The organism is Sporosarcina sp. FSL K6-3508 (assembly GCF_038615825.1).
GTDB classification, from domain to species: domain Bacteria; phylum Bacillota; class Bacilli; order Bacillales_A; family Planococcaceae; genus Sporosarcina; species Sporosarcina newyorkensis.
This window is the reverse complement of record NZ_CP152016.1, coordinates 2454229-2478461: the sequence shown is the minus strand read 5'-3', so window position 1 is coordinate 2478461 and position 24233 is coordinate 2454229. Positions and strand designations below refer to the sequence as shown.

The 24233-nt window shown below is 44.0% G+C and carries 25 protein-coding genes and 1 riboswitch; of the genes, 17 read left to right on the top strand and 8 right to left on the bottom strand.

All coding sequences use genetic code 11. The features are described 5' to 3' along the window. Positions 1-40 precede the first annotated feature (40 nt). From MKX97_RS12245 to MKX97_RS12225, 5 genes are all read left to right on the top strand, one after another. Positions 41-1417 (top strand): isochorismate synthase, encoded by a 1377-nt coding sequence (locus MKX97_RS12245; protein WP_342536094.1) that lies wholly within the window; start codon positions 41-43, stop codon positions 1415-1417. After that, positions 1410-3131: a 2-succinyl-5-enolpyruvyl-6-hydroxy-3-cyclohexene-1-carboxylic-acid synthase gene (menD, locus tag MKX97_RS12240; RefSeq protein WP_342536093.1), complete on the top strand. Its 1722-nt coding sequence runs from the start codon at positions 1410-1412 to the stop codon at positions 3129-3131. Before MKX97_RS12245 ends, menD begins: the two co-directional genes overlap by 8 nt. Then, positions 3121-3951: a 2-succinyl-6-hydroxy-2,4-cyclohexadiene-1-carboxylate synthase gene (gene menH, locus MKX97_RS12235; RefSeq protein ID WP_139366016.1), complete on the top strand. Its 831-nt coding sequence runs from the start codon at positions 3121-3123 to the stop codon at positions 3949-3951. Before menD ends, menH begins: the two co-directional genes overlap by 11 nt. A 12-nt stretch (positions 3952-3963) precedes the next feature. Further along, positions 3964-4782, top strand: a complete 819-nt coding sequence (gene menB / locus MKX97_RS12230; protein WP_009497987.1) for a 1,4-dihydroxy-2-naphthoyl-CoA synthase — start codon at positions 3964-3966, stop codon at positions 4780-4782. 69 nt (positions 4783-4851) lie between these two features. Further along, a complete protein-coding gene (locus MKX97_RS12225) occupies positions 4852-6291 on the top strand; it encodes an o-succinylbenzoate--CoA ligase (protein ID WP_342536092.1) in 1440 nt (479 codons plus the stop codon). 25 nt (positions 6292-6316) lie between these two features. Here MKX97_RS12225 and MKX97_RS12220 read toward each other — a convergent pair whose 3' ends face one another. Together MKX97_RS12220 and yidD are read right to left on the bottom strand one after the other, a co-directional pair. Then, positions 6317-7297 (bottom strand): zinc ABC transporter substrate-binding protein, encoded by a 981-nt coding sequence (locus tag MKX97_RS12220; RefSeq protein WP_342536091.1) that lies wholly within the window; start codon positions 7295-7297, stop codon positions 6317-6319. A gap of 96 nt (positions 7298-7393) precedes the next feature. Next, the gene (gene yidD, locus MKX97_RS12215; protein WP_040759683.1) at positions 7394-7624 is read right to left on the bottom strand and encodes a membrane protein insertion efficiency factor YidD; all 231 of its coding nucleotides are present in this window, start codon (positions 7622-7624) and stop codon (positions 7394-7396) included. A gap of 98 nt (positions 7625-7722) precedes the next feature. Here yidD and MKX97_RS12210 point away from each other — a divergent pair, with 98 nt between their 5' ends. The 6 genes from MKX97_RS12210 to MKX97_RS12185 all read left to right on the top strand — a co-directional run bounded on the left by MKX97_RS12210 (position 7723) and on the right by MKX97_RS12185 (position 11774). Beyond that, a complete protein-coding gene (locus MKX97_RS12210; protein ID WP_009497983.1) occupies positions 7723-8172 on the top strand; it encodes a DNA starvation/stationary phase protection protein in 450 nt (149 codons plus the stop codon). 65 nt (positions 8173-8237) lie between these two features. Continuing rightward, positions 8238-8411 (top strand): putative motility protein, encoded by a 174-nt coding sequence (locus MKX97_RS12205; RefSeq protein ID WP_009497982.1) that lies wholly within the window; start codon positions 8238-8240, stop codon positions 8409-8411. Positions 8412-8522: 111 nt separating this feature from the next. Beyond that, the gene (locus MKX97_RS12200) at positions 8523-9845 is read left to right on the top strand and encodes an NAD-dependent malic enzyme (protein ID WP_342536090.1); all 1323 of its coding nucleotides are present in this window, start codon (positions 8523-8525) and stop codon (positions 9843-9845) included. Between the two features lie 318 nt (positions 9846-10163). Continuing rightward, a complete protein-coding gene (locus tag MKX97_RS12195) occupies positions 10164-10478 on the top strand; it encodes a hypothetical protein (RefSeq protein ID WP_040759391.1) in 315 nt (104 codons plus the stop codon). A 47-nt stretch (positions 10479-10525) separates the two neighbouring features. Beyond that, entirely contained in the window at positions 10526-10984 is a 459-nt protein-coding gene (locus MKX97_RS12190) for an NUDIX domain-containing protein (protein WP_009497978.1), read from the top strand. Continuing rightward, on the top strand, positions 10977-11774 hold the full coding sequence (locus tag MKX97_RS12185) for a prolyl oligopeptidase family serine peptidase (protein WP_009497977.1): 798 nt from the start codon (positions 10977-10979) through the stop codon (positions 11772-11774). The genes MKX97_RS12190 and MKX97_RS12185 overlap by 8 nt, the downstream gene beginning before the upstream one ends. Before the next feature lie 47 nt (positions 11775-11821). On the opposite strand, the gene pckA is transcribed toward MKX97_RS12185, so the two are convergent. Next, a complete protein-coding gene (gene pckA, locus MKX97_RS12180; protein WP_342536089.1) occupies positions 11822-13408 on the bottom strand; it encodes a phosphoenolpyruvate carboxykinase (ATP) in 1587 nt (528 codons plus the stop codon). Between the two features lie 170 nt (positions 13409-13578). After that, positions 13579-13698, top strand: a riboswitch (SAM riboswitch). A 177-nt stretch (positions 13699-13875) separates the two neighbouring features. Between pckA and metK the strand changes: the two genes are divergently transcribed. Together metK and MKX97_RS12170 are read left to right on the top strand one after the other, a co-directional pair. Further along, positions 13876-15087 (top strand): methionine adenosyltransferase, encoded by a 1212-nt coding sequence (gene metK, locus MKX97_RS12175; protein ID WP_040759681.1) that lies wholly within the window; start codon positions 13876-13878, stop codon positions 15085-15087. Positions 15088-15196: 109 nt separating this feature from the next. Continuing rightward, positions 15197-16633, top strand: coding sequence for an amidase (locus MKX97_RS12170; protein WP_246602904.1), 1437 nt, complete (start codon positions 15197-15199; stop codon positions 16631-16633). Positions 16634-16664: 31 nt separating this feature from the next. Here MKX97_RS12170 and MKX97_RS12165 read toward each other — a convergent pair whose 3' ends face one another. Beyond that, on the bottom strand, positions 16665-17084 hold the full coding sequence (locus MKX97_RS12165; RefSeq protein WP_221837284.1) for a hypothetical protein: 420 nt from the start codon (positions 17082-17084) through the stop codon (positions 16665-16667). 24 nt (positions 17085-17108) lie between these two features. After that, positions 17109-17684 carry a hypothetical protein gene (locus MKX97_RS12160; protein WP_245799528.1) on the bottom strand — a complete coding sequence of 192 codons (576 nt, stop codon included), beginning with the start codon at positions 17682-17684 and terminating at the stop codon, positions 17109-17111. A gap of 187 nt (positions 17685-17871) precedes the next feature. Between MKX97_RS12160 and MKX97_RS12155 the strand changes: the two genes are divergently transcribed. Beyond that, a complete protein-coding gene (locus MKX97_RS12155; RefSeq protein WP_040759390.1) occupies positions 17872-18105 on the top strand; it encodes a YkuS family protein in 234 nt (77 codons plus the stop codon). Between the two features lie 131 nt (positions 18106-18236). Here MKX97_RS12155 and MKX97_RS12150 read toward each other — a convergent pair whose 3' ends face one another. Continuing rightward, on the bottom strand, positions 18237-18401 hold the full coding sequence (locus MKX97_RS12150) for a Fur-regulated basic protein FbpA (protein ID WP_009497969.1): 165 nt from the start codon (positions 18399-18401) through the stop codon (positions 18237-18239). Between the two features lie 264 nt (positions 18402-18665). Here MKX97_RS12150 and MKX97_RS12145 point away from each other — a divergent pair, with 264 nt between their 5' ends. Further along, positions 18666-19523 (top strand): YitT family protein, encoded by an 858-nt coding sequence (locus MKX97_RS12145; RefSeq protein ID WP_009497968.1) that lies wholly within the window; start codon positions 18666-18668, stop codon positions 19521-19523. Between the two features lie 42 nt (positions 19524-19565). Here MKX97_RS12145 and MKX97_RS12140 read toward each other — a convergent pair whose 3' ends face one another. Continuing rightward, complete coding sequence (locus MKX97_RS12140) at positions 19566-21278, bottom strand: ABC transporter ATP-binding protein (RefSeq protein WP_342536088.1); 1713 nt, start codon at positions 21276-21278, stop codon at positions 19566-19568. A gap of 171 nt (positions 21279-21449) precedes the next feature. On the opposite strand from MKX97_RS12140, the gene tnpB reads away from it, so the two are divergent. Together tnpB and MKX97_RS12130 are read left to right on the top strand one after the other, a co-directional pair. Then, on the top strand, positions 21450-22607 hold the full coding sequence (gene tnpB, locus MKX97_RS12135; RefSeq protein WP_342536087.1) for an IS200/IS605 family element RNA-guided endonuclease TnpB: 1158 nt from the start codon (positions 21450-21452) through the stop codon (positions 22605-22607). Positions 22608-22776: 169 nt separating this feature from the next. Continuing rightward, positions 22777-23418 carry a metal-dependent hydrolase gene (locus MKX97_RS12130; protein ID WP_009497964.1) on the top strand — a complete coding sequence of 214 codons (642 nt, stop codon included), beginning with the start codon at positions 22777-22779 and terminating at the stop codon, positions 23416-23418. Positions 23419-23600: 182 nt separating this feature from the next. Here MKX97_RS12130 and MKX97_RS12125 read toward each other — a convergent pair whose 3' ends face one another. After that, the gene (locus tag MKX97_RS12125; protein WP_342536086.1) at positions 23601-24116 is read right to left on the bottom strand and encodes a gamma carbonic anhydrase family protein; all 516 of its coding nucleotides are present in this window, start codon (positions 24114-24116) and stop codon (positions 23601-23603) included. Positions 24117-24233: the final 117 nt, after the last annotated feature.

The following is a 24233-nucleotide window of genomic DNA, read 5'->3' as shown; positions in this document are numbered from 1 at the left end:
TTATCGACAACATATTGAATGATAGTAAGGAGAGAGTAGGATGAACCGGAAATTGACCGATCGAGCGAATTTAGGTCAGACTGTAGGAACGGAAGCTCGTTTTTTTACGGAAACAATAGAAGTGGAAACGCTTGATCCGCTTGCCTTTTTTGAAGCAGGGCGTTCACATTATGGCGATCATCGTTTTTTTTGGCAAAATGCAGATAAAACAGTCAAGCTGGTTGGCGTTGGTCAGGCAGCCGTGCTGACTGCTGACACACACCGCTTTCAATCGATATCCAGACAATGGAAAGCCCTTTGTGGAAGACTGATCAAAGAGGAAAAAGATATGGATCCCGTGCTGTTCGGAGGGTTTTCATTCGATCCACAAACGAGACAGGATGATGAATGGACTGCATTCCCGGCAGCGTATTTCACGGTGCCTTTGATTCAATTGAAAATTGATAACGGTAAGACATACGTATCGATCAATTATGTTACAGACGAGCTAGAGGCAGCTGCTCAGTTTGAAGGGCTGCGTCAAGAACGTGACCGCTTGCTTCATATCGCGCAAGTAGACGAGTTCACATTACAAGGTAAACCAGCGATCGTTTCACAGACGGAATTGGCTACTGATCGCTATATGGAGGCAGTCGAGAATGTGACTTCCCAAATTAAAGCGCAGGTGGCGGAGAAAGTTGTCATTGCGCGTAAGATCAAATTGTCTTTTGAAGAGGAATTTCAAAAAGCAACTGCCCTGCACGCAATTACGAATGAACAGCAAGCGAGCTATCATTTCGGTTTGCAAATAGGAGAAGAGATGTTTTTTGGTGCGACTCCTGAGCGACTTGTGGAAATTTCAAAAGGACAAGCATATTCAGCCTGTGTAGCCGGCTCCATACATCGTGGAAAAACAGCCCTTGAAGATCAGCAGCTTGGCGAACAATTGCTGCGTGACAAGAAAAATCGGGAAGAACATCAATATGTAGTAGATATGATTACGGAAGTATTTTCTGAGTTCTGTTCCTCCTTGCATGTGAATAAAACACCAAAACTATTGAAGGTCCGAGATATTCAACATTTATTCACACCAGTGGTAGGAAAATTAGCTGAAGATCAGGACATTTTCCGTCTTGTGGAAGCCCTTCATCCGACGCCTGCCCTCGGCGGGGTTCCGCGCAAGAAGGCGCTTGCGATCATCCGGGATGAAGAGCAAATGGACAGAGGGTTTTATGCAGGACCGATTGGTTGGACGGATGCAGCAGGAAATGGAGAGTTTGCTGTCGCAATTCGTTCAGGACTGCTGTCTGGCAAAGATGCCTATCTATATGCAGGCGGAGGTATCGTGGCGGATTCCATGCCGACTGAAGAGTATAAGGAAACATGGGTAAAATTCAGACCTGTTTTGCGTGCGCTCGGAGGAAGTTTACATGAATGATCATCGTGCAGGATTGACGAACTATGTGCTTCGTCTAACAGAAACTTTGGTGCAACAAGGAGCCAATAAGGCGGTCATCAGTCCAGGTTCCAGATCGACGCCGCTTGCTTATGCATTCTCAAAGTCCGAAGATATGCAGACTTTTATTCAAACAGATGAACGTTCTGCAGCATTTTATGCACTCGGACTGGTGAAAGCGACTGGACGGCCAGTCGTTCTGCTATGTACGTCGGGTACTGCTGCATCGAATTATCATCCGGCAGTAACAGAGTCCTATTATGCTCGTCTGCCTCTTATTGTCATCACCGCAGACCGTCCGCATGAACTGCGTGAAGTCGGTGCTCCGCAGGCGATAGACCAAATTCGTATGTTTGGGGAGCACGTTAAAGAAAGTGTAGACTTTCCTGTTCCCGAAAACCGTGCAGAAATTCTGAATTACATGGAACAGCGGGCAGTCCGGCTGCTTGCTGTTGCGAAAACTGCACCACAGGGTCCAGTCCATCTGAATGTGCCGTTTCGGGAGCCGTTGCTAATTGATTTAGAAGGACAGGCACCGGTCAGCAGGTTCCAACAGCAATTCATCGGTGAAGCCTCGTTGTCTAATGACATGAAGGATTTCTTACAGCAAGCGATAACTAAGTCAAAGCGAGGTATTTTGATCATCGGTGAACAGCCGCCTGAATTGCAGAAAGAGCAGTTCTGGCAATTTGCTAAGTCGCTTCAGTGGCCGGTATTATGTGACCCGCTATCCAATTTGCGTTCGCAGGTACCAGCTGACTGTATCGATTTATGTATCGATCAATATGACGCATTGTTAAAAAGTGAAACATTTAGCGAAGGGGTACAGCCAGACTGTGTCATCCGTTTCGGACCACAGCCTGTTTCTAAGCCATTAACGTTGTTTTTAAAGAGGGTCTGTCCAAAAACATATATTGTAGTGGATGAATCCCCAAATTATCGCGATCCCTTAGGTCTGACAACGCATCATTTGCAAACTACAGCAAGGAGTGTTTGGCAGGAGATGGATGTCTGTCTTGAACGGACTGACTATACAAATCAATGGCTTCAAGCGAACCAGATTTCCACTGATGTGCTCAATGATGAAATGTATTTTAATGGAGATGAAGGGCATATCGTGCGTCAGTTCATTGCACATCTGCCTAATAAAGCTGATGTCGTGTGCAGCAGCAGTATGCCGATACGTGATTTGGATACGTATTTTAAGAAGACCGAAAAAGATATTTCGCTATTTTGCAATCGGGGGACAAATGGTATCGATGGCGTAGTTTCGACTGCTCTTGGTATCCAAGAAGGCCGCAAACGAACTACCTATTTATTAATTGGTGATTTGGCGTTTTTACATGATTTGAATGGATTGATCATATCCAGATTACAGGAGACAGATTTAACGATTATCATCGTCAATAATAATGGCGGGGGCATCTTCTCCTATCTGCCTCAAGCATCTGTGGAAGACTATTATGAGCAATTATTCGGTACTCCGACGAATTTGACATTCAATCATATTGCGGCGATGTATGAAGCGCAGTATGATGCGGTGTCTACAGTGGAGGCATTTGAAAACGTAATGCAAGCGACTAAAACGTCCAGCCTGCGAATGATTGAAGTCTTTACGAATCGTGCGGATAATGTGGAAGCACATCGGACGGTATGGCGAGAAATCGCGAAGAGGGTGGAATGCATTGAAGGCTGAAGTCATGGACATCCGTGGAATTCAAACCTATGTAGAACGCCATGGAGATGAGCAATTACCGGCGATTGTCCTGTTGCATGGCTTTACGGGCTCAACAGATACATGGCGGGAAACGATCGATATACTTCTGACACAGCATTATGTCATCACGGTCGATTTAATTGGTCACGGCAGAACGGCCTCTCCAACGGAGCCAGAACGTTATCAAATGAATGAACAGATTGAAGATTTGCATCAGTTATTGGCAGATCTACACATTGAGCAGCCCATTCTGTTAGGGTATTCAATGGGCGGAAGAGTAGCGCTTGGCTATGCCGCAACGTATTCCGACCAAATTGCCGGCTTGATACTAGAAAGCAGTTCACCTGGTTTAGGAACGGAAGCTGAACGGACTACACGCTGTGTTGCAGACGCAAAGTTAGCGGAGCGAATCGAAAATGAAGGAATCGAGAAATTCGTCGATTTTTGGCAGGAAATTCCCCTTTTTCATTCGCAAAAAAAACTTTCGGATGAGAAGCAGCTGGCTGTGCGGCTTGAGCGACTGAAGCAGCAGCCGCTTGGCTTGGCAAATAGTCTGAGGGGAATTGGGACAGGAAGTCAGCCATCATATTGGGATGAGTTGACGCATTTTGAGTTTCCAGTTTTGCTCATCACGGGAAGTGAAGATGAGAAATTTGAAAATATTGCCCGGGAAATGAAACGATTATTGCCAAATGCCTTGCATGAAACGATAAAAGACGCGGGACATGCAATTCATGTGGAAAAACCGCGGCAATTTGCTACAATGATAAAGAGCTATCTGAAAACAGTTGGAAAATGAGGAGGAGTTAGTATGACCCGTCAATGGGAAACGCTTCGTACATATGATGATATTAAATATGAAATGTACAACGGCATTGCAAAAATTACGATCAATCGTCCAGAAGTGCGAAATGCATTCCGGCCGAAAACCGTTTCTGAAATGATTGATGCATTTTCACGAGCAAGAGATGATCAACGTATCGGTGTCATCGTGTTAACAGGTGAAGGAGAAAAGGCTTTCTGTTCAGGAGGCGACCAATCTGTTCGCGGTCACGGTGGATACGTGGGTGACGATGAGATTCCTCGCTTGAACGTGTTGGATCTGCAACGTTTAATTCGCGTAATTCCGAAGCCGGTTGTCGCAATGGTTGCTGGTTATGCAATCGGTGGCGGCCACGTTCTGCATGTTGTTTGTGATTTGACAATTGCAGCTGATAATGCACGTTTCGGACAGACTGGACCGACTGTTGGTTCATTCGATGCTGGTTACGGATCTGGTTACTTAGCGCGTATTGTGGGCCATAAGAAAGCGCGTGAAATCTGGTACTTATGCCGTCAATATGATGCGCAGGAAGCACTCGACATGGGTCTGGTCAACACAGTTGTTCCTTACGATCAATTGGAAGATGAAACCGTACAATGGTGTGAGGAAATGTTGAGTAAGAGCCCGACTGCATTGCGCTTCTTGAAAGCTGCAATGAATGCGGATACGGATGGACTGGCTGGACTTCAGCAAATGGCTGGAGACGCTACACTTCTTTATTACACAACGGATGAAGCGAAAGAAGGACGCGATGCATTTAAAGAAAAACGCAAACCGGACTTCGATCAGTTCCCGCGTTTCCCTTAAACGTTTTAAAAGCTGCCTATAATGGGCAGCTTTTTCATTACACTTTTTAATTGGAGGTTGTAGTTTCTTATGATGATCCCGAATTGGTTGCATCAGCGTGCGAAGGTGTCTCCAGAGCTGTCCGCTTTGGTGGGAAAGGAAGGGCAATGGAATTTCCGTGAATTGTACGAAGCGTCGCTTGGAATCGCACAACAGCTACATAGTTTTAATATTGCATCGGGTGATAGAGTAGCTTTATTGAGCCATTCCAATGAAGAGACCGTGTTATTCATTCATGCGTCCTGGTTATTGAGTGTGGAAGTAGTGTTTCTCAATAGCCGACTTACTGAAGACGAACTAGAATGGCAAATTAACGATGCGGAAGTTGAGATAGTGGTCATCGATGACCGGGTTACCCAGACTCCTATTCTAGACGGAGTGGAATGTTTGTCCTATTCAACTATTCGCCAAGCGGAACGAAAAGAATTCGAGGTAGTGGAACTGTGGGAAGAAGATCGGACGCTTTCGGTCATGTACACTTCAGGCACTACAGGCGTTCCAAAAGGCGTGCGTCAGACAGCCGGCAATCATACATCTAGTGCTCTGGCTTCTGTGTTGAATCTAGGGTTAACGGATCGAGATTCTTGGCTTTGTATGATGCCGTTATTCCATATTAGCGGCTTATCAATTATCATTCGTTCCGTTATTTATGGGATGGAGACGCGACTTTACGAAAAATTTGATGCAAAAGAGGCCGCAGCACAGATTACAGCAGGAACAGTAACGGCTATGTCAGTTGTTGCGTTGACATTGGATCAAATTGTTCGGGTCATAGAAGAAGGGAACAGTAAAGCCCATCCGACATTCCGGACGATGCTGGTCGGCGGTGGGCCCGTCCCGCTTGATTATTTAGAAAGGGCTGCTGAGTGCGGTTTGCCTATTTTACAGACGTACGGCATGACGGAAACTTCTTCTCAAACTGCGACTCTCGGGAAAGCAGATGCTGTTCGTAAATTAGGATCTGCCGGAAAGCCGCTGTTTTTTAATCAGATTAAAATTAAAGGGACAGATCAGGCGAGAGAAGTGGGTGAGGTCCTTATAAAAGGACCCCATGTCACACCAGGGTATATTGGAAGCCAAAGTAACCGTTCACCACTCACGGAAGATGGCTGGCTCGCTACGGGTGATGCTGGATATTTAGATGAAGAGGGATATTTATTCATCGTTGATCGACGCGCAGACTTAATTATTTCTGGCGGAGAGAACATCTATCCTGCTGAAATTGAAAACGTCCTATTGGCACATCCCGCAGTTAGGGAAGCGGGGGTTTGCGCAAAAGATGACGACCAATGGGGACAAGTCCCAGTAGCCTTCCTCATAAGCGATCAGGTTTCAGAAGAGGAGATACTGGCGTATTGCGCGCAACACTTAGCTCGCTACAAAGTACCGAAAGAGATTCGATTTGTCGATCAGCTGCCGCGCAATGCGTCCAATAAGTTAATGCGTTTCGAATTGAAAAAAAGTCTATAAAAAAACAGTGGAGTCAACCCCACTGTTAGTTGCTTAATGCTTTTTTTAATACTTGAAGATTCTGTTCCATCAGAGAAAAGTAATCTTCATCATTATCGATATCTTCATTTGTCAACACACTCAAATTGTGCAGAGTCAGTACTTCTGCATTGAGTTCTTTCTGAATGACTTCTGCTAATTTAGAGCTGACATTTTGTTCGAATAAAATATATTGAATGTCTTTCTCTTTTGCTTCTTGAACAAGTGCAGCCAACTGTTTTTGGGAAGGTTCGTTTTGTGAATCAAGTCCCGAGACAGCAAGTTGCTGAAGCCCATACGTATCCGCTAAATAACCAAAGGCAGCGTGTGAGACAAAGAACGTTTTATTCGGTGCTTCATCCGCCATTGTTTTATATTGGCGATCCAATTTTTCCAAATCGTCATACAGTGTATCGAAATTTTCTTGGAATTGGTCTGCGTGTTCCGGCAATTCATCGGATAACTTATCTTTAATCTTCTCGGCGAGCAACGTGCTTAAAAAGGGCGAGATCCATACATGCGGATCAACTGCGGAATCATGACCATGATCGTGATTATGGTCTTCCTCCTCGTGTTCATGTGAATGACCTTCGTGATCATGTGAATGTCCTGGCTCCAACTCTTCCGGGTCTATATCATCTGCAATAGAAACGAGTTGCACATGTTCATTTTGCAACGTCTTTTCGGTTTTCTGAACGAAACCTTCCAAGCCAAGCCCGACGTAAAAGAACAGATCCGCTTTCGCTAAGGACATCATATCTTTTTGAGTGGGTTCGAAAACGTGTTCATCTGTTCCAGGCGGATAAATGGATTGAACGTCAACAAACTCTCCGCCAATACGTTCTGTAAAATATTGAAGGGGATAGACGGTCGTGTAAATAAGAAGCTTAGTGGACGAAGGAGATTCATTTTCATCTACTGCCTTTTTGCTGCATCCGCTTAGCAAAAGCAATAGGGCAACAGCTGCGAGAAAGTAACGATTTTTCATTTTAATAGGCCTCCATGACGGTAATAGGAATGATTACTATTTAGGTAACTTACTCATCATACAAGATTATTTTTGTGAATGCAACATTCGTTTACTTCATTTTTTTCTAGACTTCTTCATTGGGACTGGATCAAACCCGCCTTCGTGAAAAGGATGACATTTCAATATTCGTTTCACAGCAAGCCAGCTGCCTTTGAGTGCGCCGTGTGTTTCAATTGCTTCTACTCCATAATGTGAACAGGTAGGATAAAACCGGCAAGAAGGCGGAAACATAGGTGATATGAACTTTTGATAGAAACGTATACCTAATAATAAGACTTTCTTCAACATATGAATCACCTTCCGATGTAATTAGGTTTAGTTTACTGGCAAAAGTGGTAAAATAAAAGAGAGAAGCTTAAAAATGATTAGGAGAGTGTTTTTTTATGTCTAAGGAATTAATTCAAGAATTGAACAAGCAAGTATCTACGTGGTCTGTAATGTATGCAAAGTTGCATAATTATCATTGGTATGTAAAAGGAAGTCATTTCTTTACTCTCCACGCAAAATTTGAAGAGTTATACGACGAAGCGACAGTGCATATGGATGAAATTGCAGAGCGAGTACTGACATTAGGCGGAAAACCGACTGCTACGCTATCTGAGCATTTGGAAAGTTCGGTAGTGAGCGAGGCAAATGGAACGGAAAAAGCGAATGATATGGTCCAAGCGTTAGTAGATGATTTTGATAAGATTATGAAATCGTTGAAAAAGGGAATGGATCTCGCTTCAAAAGATTCAGATGATATGACAGAAGATATGCTCAATGCGGTTTATCAGAGCATCGAAAAACACCAATGGATGCTGAATGCATTTTTAGGCGAAACGAATGAATGAAAATCCTTCATTTCGCATGAAATCGGCCGATAGTAAGAAGTGAATAGTAGGAAGGAGTGAACGAAATGGATATCAATTCAATCATGTCCAGTCAGTTGAGAAGCTTGCAATCAACCGTTCAAATGAGTGTTATGACGAAAGCTCTTTCAATGGAAACTTCTGCTGCAGCCGAAATGCTGAATAATCTGCCTGCCGCTACTCATCCCCATAAAGGGGCATCTGTGGATATCAAGGCTTGATTGCAAAACACACGTCTCGTATGATTGAGATGTGTGTTTTTTTAGCGATGGCATCGAAATGAAACACTGTGAAAAAATAAATTAAATAACTTTTATAGGAGGTTGACCATTATGGGGCATGGCCAATTTTTGCGTAATTTGATAATCGAAACACCTTCCAAACCGGGAAATCTCGGCAAAGTAACGATGGCGATTGGGCAGTTGAACGGCGACATCGGAGATATCCAGACGATTAAGGTAGGAACACTTTCTACGATTCGAGAAATCGCGTTACAATGCAATGACAAGGCTCATTTGGAAGAAATCGTGGAAGCCATAGACAATTTAAAAGGCGGCATAAAAGTTCATACTGTAACAGATGACGTTCTTCAGGCGCATGAAGGCGGAAAAATCCATATGAAAGCCACGCATGAGATTCGTTCGCTGGCAGACCTCCGTAGAGTCTATACACCCGGTGTTGCGAATGTCTGTAAAACAATTCAAGAAGATCCGGAACAGGCGAATTATTTCACGGGCATTTCCAATACTGTAGCCATTGTAACGGACGGAACGGCCATTCTAGGACTAGGAGATATTGGCCCAGTTGCAGGCATGCCCGTAATGGAAGGGAAAGCCGTGCTGTTTGATCAATTTGTCGGCATCAGCGGGGTTCCAATTTTATTGGATACGAGTGATCCCGACCAAGTTGTAGAAACAGTGAAGTATATCCACAAAGGATTTGGTGCGATTTTATTGGAAGACATCGGCTCACCTCATTGTTTTGAAATCGAAGAACGTTTGAAGAAAGAATTGCCGATTCCCGTCATGCACGATGATCAGCATGGGACAGCAGTCGTTGCACTAGCAGCCGCATTAACGGCAAGTCAACATGTCGGCGTGGACCTAGCAAATGCATTAGTCGGACAAATTGGTTTAGGGGCAGCGGGCCTAGCAATCAGTAGAATGTTCATGGCCTTTGGCGTGAAAGAGATGAAGGGGACCGACCTGAACCCGAAAGCCAAGGCCATGTTGGCGGGATTTGGTGGAACAGTTGCAGATTCAATGGAAGAGATCATGGAGACATGTGATCTCGTCATTGCAACGACGGGAGTTGCAAATTTAATCAAACCGGAAATGATCCGCAAAGGACAAATCATCTTGGCACTGTCGAATCCGAATGCGGAAATTGCCCCTGACGAAGCTTTGGAGGCTGGCGCAGCTTATGCAGCAGACGGCCGCTTAGTGAACAACGTCCTCGGTTTTCCAGGCATCTTCCGCGGTGCATTGAACGCAAATGCAAAAGCCATTACCTACCCAATGCTTATTGCGGCGGCACTTGCCATCGTCGACAGCACAAAACGCGACGATCTGGTGCCTCATCCACTGGATCCCAATGTGCATATAAATGTCGCGTTGGCAGTGGAAAGAGTTGTCTACGAAGAACAAGCAAAATAAAAACATGGAGCCTATTAACAATTCGTGGAGGTTAATAGGTTTTTGTTTTTTTGTCTAGGATTTTGAGGATCGAAGTAAGAAGCACCTCTTTATTATTTTTATTAATATTTTCAAATCTATATTTCAATGAGACTTCCAGGGGATAGCGCGTAAGAAGGAGGATCACCGCATGCCCCACGGAAAGCGTACTGGCTGAAGCGCAATTCCCGGTGTAGAAAGCTGGAATTACCTTAGGCAAAAACACATCATTCGCCTTTAAAATTAGAATATTTTTTTCGGTTATAGCCATGCTACCTAAAAAAAGAAAGTAGGATGGTTATGAGCGAACAAAAATACACGATGTATGTCTCCGTCACCAATCAGCAAGTCCTAATCGATCCGCACGCCTCCCCGTGGGAATATAAAGTAGAGGTCTCAAAAGAAGCATACCCTGTTTTTGAACGATTATTTGCCCAAATGGACCGCTTGGAGTTCCGCAACTTTCTGCGCTCTCATCTGCCATATATACCTTACCACTATGACCGCGACAACCACGATATCGATCGGCGGATGATGAAAGTCTATGCCTTAATTCATGAATACACGGACGATGAATCCAAACGCTTTATTGAGAAGCTGCCCTTCTTTCGTTGATTCGGCACACGTCTTTCCGCTACACTATAGGAAAGGACGTGAGCCATATGCTAAAGTTTGAAGACTTAAAAGGTGCCAACGTTGAACTGACATTTGGGCCGAATCAACACCGGATTGAATCACGCCATGTACTCGTTGTGATCAAACATAATGATCGGTGGCTACTGACAAAACATCGAATTCGCGGAATTGAGTTTCCAGGAGGAAAAGCGGAGGCAGGCGAGATGATTGAACAAGCCGCCATTCGAGAAACATTGGAAGAAACCGGCGTGACGATTGATAATGTACACTCCTTTGCAGAATACGTTGTCTTTACCGATCCGCCTTTCTGCAAAGCTGTTTTCACAGGAAATGTCGTTCATGTCGAGCGAGACTATACGTTACTTGAGACAGAAGGCGCTGTCTGGATGACAGACGCGGAGCTTGCCGCCTGCACGGAGCTTAGCTTCCATATGAAAGACCGCGGCATGGGAGAGCTCAGGAAGTGGGTGGAAGCGAATGACTGAACGCACTGACGGGGATATTATCAAGCGTAAGGAGTATCCATCGCCGAATCCTCATGTGAGGTTGGAAGAGGTAACGTATTGGTCTGACGGCTTGCAGGTTAAAGGACTGCTCGCTACACCGACAGCTGAAGGGCGTTATGATGGCTTGCTGTATTTACGGGGTGGAATCCAACATGTTGGAATGGTACGACCCGCCCGCATTGCACAGTTTGCTTCACACGGTTTGGTCGTGTTTGCTCCTTATTATAGGGGCAACCGAGGGGGCGAGGGGAAGGACGAGTTTGCAGGAGAGGACCGCAATGATGCGGTTGCCGGAGTGGAAGTACTGAAACAGCAAGCGTCTGTCGATTCAGAACGGATTCATCTCTTTTCTTTCTCTCGAGGGGGCATTATGGCATTATGGACCGCCATATTACGTGAGGATTTAACATCGATGGTGACGTGGGCAGGAGTGTCTGATGTCGTGTTCACTTATAAAGAACGTGAAGATATGCGGCGAATGATGAAGAGGGTAATTGGAGGCACACCAAATAATATGCCGGATGCCTATCGTGAGCGGACCGCTTTGTTCCGCGTGCACGATATTGAAATACCTACTTTGATCATCCATGGAACGGCGGACACAAATGTTTCATTTGAGCAAGCACTGTTACTAGAAAATGCGCTGCGCGATGCCAATAAAGAATACGAAACATGGTATTTAGAAGGATTTACCCATTACATTCCGCCCGAGATGAACCGCAAACTAGTGAAAGAAGCAGTGGATTGGATGAAAAGCAAAAGCCGATAATCAAAAAAATCCTTGCAGAAATACTCTGCAAGGATTTTTTAAATAAATTATGCGATCGGGCCGCCTTTGATTGCGATCTCTTCAGAAACATGGTTGAATTTCTTGAAGTTTTCACGGAAAGCTGCTGCAAGACGCTTCGCTTCTGCATCATATTCTTCAGGATTTTCCCAAGCGTAACGTGGGTGTAACACATTGCTTGGCACGCCTTCGATTTCAAGAGGCATTTCGAGTCCAAAGATTTCATTTGTCTTAGTCTCTACATTATCCAACTTACCGGCAATTGCCGCGCGAACCATAGTTCGTGTGTAACCTAAGTTCATACGAGAACCGACCCCGAATATTCCGCCGGTCCAGCCAGTATTAACCAAGAATACTTTTGCGCCGTGTTCGTCAATTTTCTTACCAAGCATCTCTGCATACGTTGCAGCAGGAAGAGGTAAGAACGGTGAACCGAAGCATGTAGAGAATGTTGGTTCTGGAGCAGTGATTCCACGCTCCGTACCTGCCAATTTCGATGTGAAGCCACTTAAGAAGTGGTACATTGCCTGTTCTTTTGTCAGGATCGAGATTGGAGGCAATACGCCGGAAGCATCAGCCGTTAAGAAGATGATGTTTTTCGGGTGACCCGCAATAGACGGTGTCACAATATTTTCAATATTTTCAATCGGGTAAGCAACCCGTGTATTTTCAGTTAATGAATTGTCATCATAATCCGGTATACGTGTATCTTCGTCCAATACAACGTTTTCCAACACGGAACCGAAACGGATCGCGCCAAAGATTTCAGGTTCTTTTTCTTCAGAAAGGTTGATACATTTCGCGTAGCATCCGCCTTCGATGTTGAATACACCGTTATCAGACCAGCCGTGCTCATCGTCACCGATCAACTTGCGGTCAGCGTCTGCGGAAAGTGTTGTTTTACCTGTTCCTGAAAGACCGAAGAATAGTGCCACATCGCCGTCTTCTCCAACGTTAGCTGAACAGTGCATCGATAGGATGCCTTGCTCTGGAAGCAAGAAATTCATCGCAGAGAAAATAGATTTTTTCATTTCTCCCGCGTACTCTGTTCCGCCGATCAAGACAATACGTTTTTCAAGGGACATGATGATGAATGTCTCTGAATTTGTGCCATCCACTTCTGGATCCGCTTTGAAAGAAGGGGCAGCCAAGATTGTGAATTGCGCTTCGTGTGACTGTAGTTCTTCTGCAGTTGGACGGATGAATAATTGGTGAACAAACTGGTTTTGCCAAGCCAATTCATTGACAACTTGTATGGATAACTGAGAGTCTTTATCTGCACCTGCGTATCCTTTGAAAACGAAGAGTTCATCCTTTTGCTTCAAATGATCGATGACTTTCGTGTATAATGAATCAAATACGTCAGGGGAGATTGGCTTGTTGACGCTTCCCCAATCTACTTTATCTTTGGACACTGCATCTTCGACGATAAATTTATCCTTCGGAGAGCGTCCAGTATATTTACCTGTGCGTGCTGCTAGAGCGCCATCTGCTGAGAGTTCGGCTTCTCCTTTAGCGACTGCCTTTTCGGTTAATTCTGCCACAGACGCTTGGATCGTCACGTTGCTTCCTGATAGAAGACTTTTTAAACTATCATCAATTTTTGCAGATATCATATTTACATACCGTCCTTTGCGTAGTCGTTTTATTTGAGTAGAACATCTTAATTCGTAAATAGTATAACACATTAAGAATAATAATCTATACTAATTAAAAACTCAAGTGATTTGAGATAAAAAAATTGACAAAATCACAACTTTTTTATACTATGTGACATGAACGGATACTCTTATCCCGAGTTGGTGGAGGGTACAGGCCCTATGAAACCCGGCAACCTGCAAAAGACAGTAGTCTAGCGCGAAGGTGCCAAACCTGAAGCAAGGTTAAATTCCTTGGACGATAAGAGTGAAAGGTGCTGCGCGTGAAATTTTGCCTTTTACTCATTGCTAGAAAGTGAGTAGGGGGCTTTTTATATTGTCTAGCCCTGAATCCTTATGGTATATGATTGACGTCAATTCAGGCGTGGAGCTTTACCAGGGACTTAAGAGAGTACCGTATCATGTTGATTGAGGGGGAAACAAAAATGACAAACCGTCGACTGTTTACATCAGAATCAGTTACTGAAGGCCATCCTGACAAGATGTGCGACCAAATATCGGATGCGATTTTGGATGCGATATTAAAGGAAGATGCGAATGCCCGTGTGGCATGTGAAACGAGTATTACGACAGGACTCGTATTGGTAATGGGTGAAATCACTACCACTACCTACGTAGATATCCCAAGAGTAGTCCGTGATACTGTGAAAGAAATTGGGTACACACGTGCGAAATACGGTTTCGATTATGAAACTTCTGCTGTTTTAACTTCTATTGATGAGCAATCACCTGAAATTGCCGCGAGTGTCAACGTTGCGCTCGAAGCTCGTGAAGGCTCTATGACAGACGAAGAACTGGATGCCATCGGAGCGGGTGACCAAGGATTGATGTTTGGTTACGCTTGTAATGAAACACCTGAATTAATGCCGCTTCCGATCAGTCTTTCCCACAAGCTGGCATTCCGACTTGCGCAAGCGCGTAAAGAAGAGTTGATTTCTTACCTGCGTCCTGATGGTAAAACGCAAGTAACTGTAGAGTATGACGAAGACAACAAACCTGTGCGGATTGATACGATTGTTATTTCGACACAGCATCATCCGGAAGCGACAATGGAACAAATCGAGAAGGATATTAAAGAAGTAGTAATCGACGCGGTCGTACCTGCTCACCTATTGGACGAACAGACGAAATACTTCATTAATCCGACAGGAAGTTTTGTTGTGGGTGGTCCTCAGGGAGATGCGGGACTCACTGGAAGAAAAATCATCGTGGATACATATGGCGGATATTCTCGTCATGGCGGCGGTGCATTTTCTGGTAAAGATGCAACAAAAGTGGATCGTTCTGCTTCCTATGCTGCACGCTATGTCGCGAAAAATATTGTGGCGGCAGGATTGGCAGAGCATTGTGAAGTACAACTTGCCTATGCAATCGGTGTGGCAAGCCCGGTATCCATTTCAATCAATACATTCGATACAGGCCGTCTATCCGAAGCACTCTTAGTCGAATTTGTTCGGGAGTTGTTTGATCTGCGACCTGCAGGCATCATTAAAATGCTTGATCTTCGTCGTCCGATCTATCAACAAACGGCTGCATACGGTCATTTTGGCCGTACGGATATTGAATTGCCGTGGGAGAAAACGGATAAGGCAGATGCATTATTAGAATTAGCAATTAAAAATGATGTGAAACAATAAAAAAGATAGTTGAAGGCAGAAAGGGGGGATTAATATCCTTCTTCCTGCCTTTTTTTTATAGTATAATATAAAATAAAGAACATTCAGAAATTGGGAAAGGGGAAATTTATTGACTACACTACAACATACATTTGTGCTCGATATGGATGCTGTGCAATTGAAAGCGGAGTTAGATAGCGGGCAGATTACTTCACGTCAAGCGACGGAGGCTTATATTGCACAATGTCAGGCAACCAATCCAGCTGTGAACTTTTTAGTGGAAGAGCGATTTACTAAGGCGTTGGCCGAAGCGGATCAAGCAGACAAAGAACGGAATACAACGAAGATGACAGGGAAATTATTTGGCGTACCTATTAGTATGAAGGAATCATTCGATGTGGCTGGGATGCAGACGACAGGCGGATTGCCGTATCGTAAGGGACAGATGCAAACGACAGACGCGGAAATTGTCCGTCGATTAAAAGCGGAAGGCGCCATCCTGATCGGCAAGACAAATACACCGGCACTCTGTTTTTGTCAGGAGACCGACAATGCATTGTATGGCCGCACCAACAATCCCTACGACCTCTCTAGGACAGTAGGCGGCTCGAGTGGCGGAGAAGGTGCGGCGATTGCTCTAGGGGCGGCTGCAGCGGGAATAGGTTCAGATATCGGAGGATCCATCCGTTTCCCAAGTCATTTTACTGGGGTCATTGGCTTCAAATCAGGAAATTCGCAAGTTTCATCAATCGGCAGCTATCCTGCCGAAGAGCATCCATTACAGCAAAGAATGCTTGGAATCGGGCCGATGACAAAATCGGTACGGGATGCAAAACTGCTTTACAGCATCATTGCGGATGAACTACCTATGGAAAATGAGTTGAATCAATATACTGTAACGTTCTTGCCCGATATGAAGCTGCCGCTATCTAAGGAGACAGAAGGCTTCTTACAGGCGATCAAAGGATTTCTGTCGACAGAATTTCCTATTAGAGAGGACATACCTCCTCATTTTCAAGAATCAGCGGAATTATGGCAAGAGATCATGTCCATTGACGGCGCGAGTGGAGCAGCAGTAGAAGCATTCGGCACACGTCCGATCCGGCCGGTGCGTGAATTTTTATTAGACAAGGCGGGCAAACAAACCGATTTGCATCGGTATTTATCCTGGGCTTTAATTGGTGCCTCTTTATTCAAACCTTCAGCGGAACGAGTAGCTGAGATCGAAACCATTATTGAAAAAGGTGATGCGGAATTAGACCGCTATCTGGATAAGCGAATCCTTGTTTTGCCTGTTTATCATACGGCAGCCCTTTCGCACGGTATCGTATACAAAGAGTTATTCTCCATTCGGAAGACATTTCTGCAATATATTCCTTACGTCGCGTATGCCAATGTGTGGGGGCTTCCTGCTTTGACAATCCCTATTGGAGCGGATCGAGACGGCATGCCGCTTGGTGTACAACTAGTGAGCAAAATCGGGAATGAAGATGCGTTGTTTGCACTGGGCGCACGTCTAGAGGAAGAGTATAAAGGCTATTCGAGAGTTATCCCATCTTTCATATGAATCAATTATGTTTTAGCATAATTGATTCTATTTATTTCCAGTTTTTAATCAAACCACCTACTATCAGACCGAATACAGCGTGTGCGGCCGTCCAATAGAACCAGGCTGCCCCATCTGTAATGGCAGGTGGTTGTTCAGATAATCCTGTCAGCGAGAATAAAATGCCACCGCCAACGGTATAGACTAAAACATACGGAGATATCAGGTATTCCCGCTGGATAATCCGCAACAGATAAAACAAAGCGACTGCACTTACGATACAAGTAATAAAGTGAAATAAGTATCCTACCAAAAGTTGCGGCTCCCAATCTTGAATTACTGGAACGTAATCAAAGTTGAAAAGCAGCACATAGGCTTGATTTCCAATAAGTATCTGAATAACTTTCAGAAAGAGCGCTAGTGCAATCCCTGCGATGGTACCAATTATTATAAGTTTTCCAAACTGCCTCATCAAAAATCTCCTTCCTTCAACTGTTCAATTCCTTTTTTGACGTTCTTGCTCTTTCACTTTCTCAATTTCCTTAATCTCCTGCTGATACTCTTTTTCTACTTCCGTCGTACCGCGAATAATCGGTTCTTCATTGTAGTCGACTCGTTTACCGTAACGCAGGAGTTCGTAAATCACCATGCCGTTATTCGGCTTGCCGTTTACGGTGATCATGGGAATAGCGTCAAATAAAACATAATAAAATGAATAAAATATAAAACGGCTCCAGAATGTCTTATAGTCGTCTAAAAAGCCGTTTGCGAGCAAGGCATTGATGCCAACAGCCACCGTAAGGTTACTGAGTATAGGTCCTAAATAAATACAAATATACGCAAAGTTACTTTTGGATTTAATCGAATCAAAGGAGAACCAGCTATACACATGGTAATATTTTCGGACATCCAAAAACCAAAATTTAAATATTCGTGGTCCAGAACCAACTGTAAGACGCGGGTTCTTGACTCCAAACAATCCGCTGACGATAAAGTATCCGGATTCGCGAAGAAAGATAACAACAGGCAATATAATAAAGGCTGAAATGACAAGCCCAAGAAGATCTTTCATACCAAACAATCGGTGTCCTCTCCTTACTGATGAAATTCTATAGCAATTGGATACCCTTTTTTTGTCGCAGTGAATCCCGCGCTCAAGGGAAAGAATCATCTAACTTGTAGTACCGGGTTTAGTTTCTTCATTCCGGGGAAAATACATACTATTGAGCAGTAGTAAAAAGATAGAGGAGGAATGGAAAATGGCTAAAATTGCAGTAGAAAACCCATTTGATGACGTAAAACTAGCGTTAGAGGAAAAAGGACATGAAGTGAAAATGTTCGAGAGCGATGAAAATTTAAAAGGGTATGACATGGGCGTTGTACGTGCGTTGAGTGACGTCAACGTGGATCAATTTGATTTCCCGGTCGTCAGCATCGAAGGGAACTCTGTTGATGATATCGTCAATGATGTCGAAAAAAGATTACAACGTTAAGTGTAGTAACGAGGCTGTCCTGAAAGTTTGAGATTTCTTTCAGTGACAGCCTTTTTTACGGTGAGGCAATGGAAGAAATTCACTTCATTAAAAAGAGACGTCCCATTTTTAAGGACGTCTCTTTTCTAAAATTATAATTGTGTTTCAGGTTGGTCGACAGCTTCATATTCTTGCATTAAAGAACGTAGTGGCAATTCGTACAATTGCTTGCCATCAATTTTGAATACCCCATTTGATACCAGTTCATCAATTAGTTCATCTCGTTTAGTTTCCACTATGTTTTCATTTCTTTTCATCGTATTGTTTCCTCCTTGATTCCCTCCTAACTATAGCCGCTTTTTATCATTGTTAAACTTCAGATCAAGTAGTTGGAAGAATACGAATTTTCTCTTTTGAAATGGAAGAGGATGGGCGATCAGCTCAACTATGACAATCATGTGCACGAATTAAAAAACAATGAGATCGCCACCAAAATTTTAAAGTTTAGGGGTACCATTACGAGGAAAGAATAGCTATAATCTATTTCGTACGTAAAATGTAACCCATCATAGGAGGTCGCTATGTTTTTTATTGAAGCGAAACGGATTGCAGTCGTTATCTTAGGCTCACTCCTCGTAGCGGTATCGTTAAATTTCTTTCTTATCAGTGCGAATGTCTATGCAAGCGGTTTTGCAGGTGCGGCCCAGTTAGTGTCGAGTGTCCTGACTGATCACTTGAATATAACGATCAGTACAGGAGTCTTGTTACTTCTTTTCAATATTCCGGTTTTTATTCTAGGTTGGTTCAAAGTCGGAAAAGGTTTTACTATCTACAGCATCGTGTCGGTTGCGTGCGCTACGTTTTTCCTTGAGGTACTGCCGGTTCGTTCCATTTCCAGCGATATCCTTCTAAACGCCGTATTCGGTGGCGTCTTGGCCGGGGTGGGTATAGGGTTTTCTTTAAAACTAGGGGCCTCTACAGGCGGCATGGACATCGTAGCGATGATTTTATCGCGAATGCAGGATAAACCGATCGGAGTCTATTTTTTGATTCTCAATGGAATCATCATCGCCTTTGCAGGTATTCTCTACGAGCCCGAAAATGCATTGTATACAATGGTCGCTTTGTATGTAACGACTTCTGTTATTGATATGATTCACACGCGTCATGAGAAGGTTACAGCGATGATTATTACGAAGCAGGCGGATGATTTGCAGCAAGCGATTCACAGACAAATGGTCAGAGGTATAACGATTTTGCCGGCAAAAGGGGCCTATTCGAAAGAAGATAAAAATATGCTGTATGTCGTTATTACACGTTATGAATTATATGACTTGGAACGGATCATTAATGAAACCGATCCCCAAGCATTCACAAATATTGTCCAGACGGTAGGGATTTTCGGTTTCTTCAGAAAAGAAGGCGAGAAGCTTGCCTGATGAATAAAAAACCAAGCGACATTTTGCGCTTGGTTTTTCTCATTAGACTTGATTCGCCATATGCAATTTGGTAAATGTTCCATTTTGGTGCACCAGCTCTTCATAGGTGCCTTGTTCTTCGATTCCGTCTTCCGTCATGACGATGACCCGATCGGCGTTGCGGATCGTTGTCAATCGATGGGCGATGACGAGGGTAGTCCGATTTACGGAAAGTTCCTCGAGTGATTTCTGAATGATCCGTTCCGTCCCGGTGTCAAGTGCAGATGTCGCCTCGTCCAGAATAAGGATAGGCGGGTTTTTTAAAAACATCCGAGCGATGGCCAATCGTTGTTTCTGACCGCCGGATAACTTCAGTCCTCTTTCCCCAATTTGAGTTTCATAACCATCCGGCATGCTGCTGATCAAATCGGCAAGATGTGCTTTATGAGCCGCTTCATAAACTTCTTCATCTGTTGCGTCTAATTTGCCGTACGCAATATTCTCCCGAATCGTTCCTGTAAATAAAAACACATCTTGCTGGACAATCCCGATTTGGCTGCGCAACGATTTTTGCGTCATTTGCCGAATGTCCAGACCGTCAATGGAAATCGCTCCTTCATTGACTTCGTAAAATCTTGGAATGAGTGAGCAAATGGTGGTTTTCCCTGCACCTGATGGACCGACGAACGCGACAGTCTGTCCAGCCTGAATGGACAAGTCGATATTACGCAATACAGGCTTTTCCGCTTCGTAGCCAAAAGTGACGTTGGAAAGCCGGATGTCCCCACGCAAATGGTCCACTTCGATAGCATCCGGAGCATCTTTAATTTCTGGAGCTTGGTTGATCAATTCGCGGAAACGACCGAAGCCCGCCATTCCTTTTGGGTACAATTCCAACAGCGCACTGATCTTGTCGATTGGCTTGATCAATATATTGCTAAATAAAATAAAACTGACCAATTCACCATAACTCAATTTATTGTTGACCGTGAACCAAGCGCCGACGATCAAGATCACAAGTGTGACGAGACGTGTGAGCATGTACATGGAGGAGGTGGCCCACGCCATCACTTTATATGCGACTAGCTTGGCAGTTCGGAAACGCGCATTGTCTTGTTGGAAACGACGCAGCTCAAACTCTTCATTTGTGAAAGATTTAACAACGCGTGATCCTGAAACCGCATCCTCCACTCTGCCGTTGACATCAGCAATATTGTCATACATCTTATGCCAGGCAGCATTCATTTTCTTATTGCAGAACGTTACAACAACAGCAAGCAAGGGAACCATGACAATGGCGATAAGCGCCAGCTCGGGATTGATCGTATACATTAGTCCGAATGCACCAAGAATAGTCATTATCGCAATGAATGCATCCTCAGGACCGTGGTGGGCAAGTTCTCCGATATCGAATAAATCTGTCGTGATGCGTGTCATAATATGTCCTGTTTTGATATTGTCGAAAAACCGGAATGACTGCCGTTGCACATGCTCGAAAAGTTCACGCCGCATATCGGTTTCGATATTGATCCCCAGTTTATGGCCTAGATAGCTGACGATATAGTGTAAAAACGTACTTAGCAAATAAACGAGGAGCAATAAAAAGCTGACAGTGACAATTCGGCTCCAGTCACCTGAAGGCAATAGACCGTCAATAAACCATTGAACGGCTAATGGAAAAGCCAGCTCAAGCAAGGCGACAAATATGGCACTGAAAAAATCGATGAGGAATAAGCGCCGGTGTGGCTTGTAGTAAGAGAAAAATTGTGTAATCATGTAGTAATTCCTTTCGTTTTATCATTTTCCGACAGAAGACGCCCACTGCAAGGAATGTGCAGGGCTCAGCCCAATGAGTAAGTGGGTGATGAATGTCGGTTGGCGCTAGCCAAAGAGTATGTCAGTCGGTTATAATGAGAACATACATTCTTTTTGGTGGAGGTGAATTTCATGCTGATCCACAAAGCTTATCGGTTTCAAATCCATCCGAACAAAGAACAACGTATTTTAATCGCAAAAACCATTGGCTGTAGCCGCTTTTTTTTTAACCACTTTTTGGCTAAATGGGACAGCACGTATAAAGAGACAGGGAAAGGACTCTCGTACACTACCTGTTCCGCTGAACTAACTCAGTTAAAAAAGCAAGAAAGTACCAGTTGGTTAAACGAAGTGGATAGCATTTCCCTTCAATCTTCCTTAAAAAACTTGGCTGACGCTTATACAAGACTTTTCAAAAAACAAAACAAAGCACCCCGCTTTAAATCAAAAAATCATGATGTTCAATCGTACACAACAAAACAAACAAATGGCAATATCGCAATCGTTGGCAACAAAATTAAACTCCCTAAGTTGGGCATGATAAAATTTTCGCGAAGTCGTGAAGTGAAGGGTCGAATCATGAATGCAACGATTCGACATACTTCTTCGGACAAATATTTCGTTTCGATTCTTGTGGAAACAGAAGTACAAGAAGTACCTAAAACGAATTCCTCCGTGGGTGTTGATGTGGGTTTGAAAGAGTTTGCAGTCTTATCAGATGGCACAGTGTATAACAATCCCAAGTACTTTCGTTCATTAGAGAAGAAGTTAGCAAAAGCTCAACGGATTCTCTCAAGACGGAGAGAGCTGGCTATCAAAAGAAAATGTAAGCTAAGTGAAGCGAGAAATTATCAAAAACAACGTGTCAAAGTTGCGCGTATCCAAGAAAGCATTGCGAATAAGCGAAAGGATTACTTGCATAAAATCTCAACCGATATCATCAAAAACCACGATGTAATCGGAATAGAAGATTTGCAAGTATCCAATATGCTCAAAAACCACAAGTTGGCCAAGGCGATTAGCGAAGTAAGTTGGTCAGAATTCAGAACAATGCTTGAATATAAAGCGAAGTGGTACGGAAAACAGGTTGTTTCTGTAGGTAAAACATTCCCTTCAAGCCAACTTTGCTCATCTTGTGGCTATAGAAACAAAGACGTTAAGAATCTTGCCTTGCGTGAATGGGACTGTCCAGGATGCGGAGTCCATTACGACCGAGATCTTAACGCAAGTATAAATCTTAAAAAGGAAGCGGACAGACTTCTAACCGCAGGGGCTGCGGGGATAGCCTAATCAATAACTGGCGGTTACGCCGGTGATCTTAGGAATCTCCCACTTCTAAACGTAGTGAAAGTGGGAGTAGTTCAACTGGTATCAGTATATAGGAAGATCAGTAGGAAAGCATTAAGAGTAGCTAGATTACGTACAACTTAGAATTTTGCAGACAGAGAGGGTTTATTTAATGAAAGGAACTTCACATTTAGTTGTTGGGGCTACAGTTGGAGCAGTTGCCGGCTTCAAGGCACAATCGGATCCAATGACCGTTCTGCTCTGTACAGCAGTAGGAGGAGCTTCAGCACTTGTGCCGGACCTCGATACGAATGGTCTGGCAGCTAATCGGGTCACGCTTTCAAAGCAGATTAGTAAAACTGTTTTACGATTATTAGGCGTGGCTTTGTTGCTGATTATCGTCTATCAATCTATTAGCAGAGGATTCCAGACTTCCGATCTGACATATGGATTTGCAGGACTGGCGCTGGTTGTTCTGTCGCAGCTCATTACCCAAAGACGGCTGTTGACATTGACAGGAATATTCGTCGTACTGTTCGGATTGTATTTACATAATTCAACTGGAATCCTTCTGGCCGGAAGCTATATTATCATCGCTTCCTTTCTTCCGCACCGGTCATATACGCATTCTGTACTAGGCATCGTTTTTTTCGCTTTCATTTTACATCATCTGATGCTGGAGTGGCCGATGAAAGGAGTCTTCGAGGCAGGGCTGGCTGGTTATATCAGTCATATAGTGGCGGATATGAAAATACTGCCAATGAATCGCAGAGGAGTGAAACCGTTTGCGCCTGTTTGGAATCGAGTGTTCTGAATAAGATGGTGGACCGCGCCAAAAAAACCTGCACCGAACCAAACTGGCATTCTACCGAGCGAAAGTACGGACGGAACGCACCAAAGAGCATATACACCGAACCAATCCTGTATGGAACCGAGCCATTCATTCTGCTTACCGCACCAAAAGCACCCATTCCACAAAAGAATGGGTGCTAGTGCTTATTCGTCTTGCAGCACTTTATACAATTGTCCTTTACGTGCGTATTCGTTCACAATACGCGTCATGTCGGCACGGTCTTCGTCGGTCAAATCACGAACGACTCGAGCCGGAGAACCGAGCGCTAAGGTGTTAGGCGGAATTTTCTTGCCAGGGGTCACCAAGCTGCCAGCTCCGATAAATGCGCCTTCCCCGACTTCAGCTCCATCCAGAACCGTTGCGCCCATCCCAACCAGTGCTCCTTTTTTGATCGTGCAGCTGTGTAGCATCACTTTATGTCCAATCGTCACCTCATCCTCTAAAATAAGCGGGAATTTCGGACTTTGATGCAGACAGCAAAAATCTTGGATGTTCACTTTTCGGCCGATAATTGTCGGGGACACATCGCCGCGAATAACCGTATTGAACCAAATGGATGATTCGGGACCGATCGTGACATCACCTGAAATGGTTACATAATCTGCAATATATACAGATGGATCGATCTCAGGTATTTTTCCTTCGTATGGATAAATCAATGAAATCTCCTCTTTTCCAAAAAATCATGTATAATTTATCCTAACAAAGATTTGGTTTTTCCGATACAAAAGAAGGGCATTCCATAAAGTAAGAAAGCTAAATGAGGAGTGATGGCC

What these genes read in the sequence shown, in the direction of transcription:
- MKX97_RS12245 (WP_342536094.1), top strand. Translation starts at nt 41, where the DNA reads ATGAACCGGAAATTGACCGATCGAGCGAATTTAGGTCAGACTGTAGGA.
- menD (WP_342536093.1), top strand. Translation starts at nt 1,410, where the DNA reads ATGAATGATCATCGTGCAGGATTGACGAACTATGTGCTTCGTCTAACA.
- menB (WP_009497987.1), top strand. Translation starts at nt 3,964, where the DNA reads ATGACCCGTCAATGGGAAACGCTTCGTACATATGATGATATTAAATAT.
- MKX97_RS12225 (WP_342536092.1), top strand. Translation starts at nt 4,852, where the DNA reads ATGATGATCCCGAATTGGTTGCATCAGCGTGCGAAGGTGTCTCCAGAG.
- MKX97_RS12220 (WP_342536091.1), bottom strand. Translation starts at nt 7,297, where the DNA reads ATGAAAAATCGTTACTTTCTCGCAGCTGTTGCCCTATTGCTTTTGCTA.
- MKX97_RS12210 (WP_009497983.1), top strand. Translation starts at nt 7,723, where the DNA reads ATGTCTAAGGAATTAATTCAAGAATTGAACAAGCAAGTATCTACGTGG.
- MKX97_RS12205 (WP_009497982.1), top strand. Translation starts at nt 8,238, where the DNA reads ATGGATATCAATTCAATCATGTCCAGTCAGTTGAGAAGCTTGCAATCA.
- MKX97_RS12200 (WP_342536090.1), top strand. Translation starts at nt 8,523, where the DNA reads ATGGGGCATGGCCAATTTTTGCGTAATTTGATAATCGAAACACCTTCC.
- MKX97_RS12195 (WP_040759391.1), top strand. Translation starts at nt 10,164, where the DNA reads ATGAGCGAACAAAAATACACGATGTATGTCTCCGTCACCAATCAGCAA.
- MKX97_RS12190 (WP_009497978.1), top strand. Translation starts at nt 10,526, where the DNA reads ATGCTAAAGTTTGAAGACTTAAAAGGTGCCAACGTTGAACTGACATTT.
- MKX97_RS12185 (WP_009497977.1), top strand. Translation starts at nt 10,977, where the DNA reads ATGACTGAACGCACTGACGGGGATATTATCAAGCGTAAGGAGTATCCA.
- pckA (WP_342536089.1), bottom strand. Translation starts at nt 13,408, where the DNA reads ATGATATCTGCAAAAATTGATGATAGTTTAAAAAGTCTTCTATCAGGA.
- metK (WP_040759681.1), top strand. Translation starts at nt 13,876, where the DNA reads ATGACAAACCGTCGACTGTTTACATCAGAATCAGTTACTGAAGGCCAT.
- MKX97_RS12165 (WP_221837284.1), bottom strand. Translation starts at nt 17,084, where the DNA reads ATGAGGCAGTTTGGAAAACTTATAATAATTGGTACCATCGCAGGGATT.
- MKX97_RS12160 (WP_245799528.1), bottom strand. Translation starts at nt 17,684, where the DNA reads ATGAAAGATCTTCTTGGGCTTGTCATTTCAGCCTTTATTATATTGCCT.
- MKX97_RS12155 (WP_040759390.1), top strand. Translation starts at nt 17,872, where the DNA reads ATGGCTAAAATTGCAGTAGAAAACCCATTTGATGACGTAAAACTAGCG.
- MKX97_RS12150 (WP_009497969.1), bottom strand. Translation starts at nt 18,401, where the DNA reads ATGAAAAGAAATGAAAACATAGTGGAAACTAAACGAGATGAACTAATT.
- MKX97_RS12145 (WP_009497968.1), top strand. Translation starts at nt 18,666, where the DNA reads ATGTTTTTTATTGAAGCGAAACGGATTGCAGTCGTTATCTTAGGCTCA.
- MKX97_RS12140 (WP_342536088.1), bottom strand. Translation starts at nt 21,278, where the DNA reads ATGATTACACAATTTTTCTCTTACTACAAGCCACACCGGCGCTTATTC.
- tnpB (WP_342536087.1), top strand. Translation starts at nt 21,450, where the DNA reads ATGCTGATCCACAAAGCTTATCGGTTTCAAATCCATCCGAACAAAGAA.
- MKX97_RS12130 (WP_009497964.1), top strand. Translation starts at nt 22,777, where the DNA reads ATGAAAGGAACTTCACATTTAGTTGTTGGGGCTACAGTTGGAGCAGTT.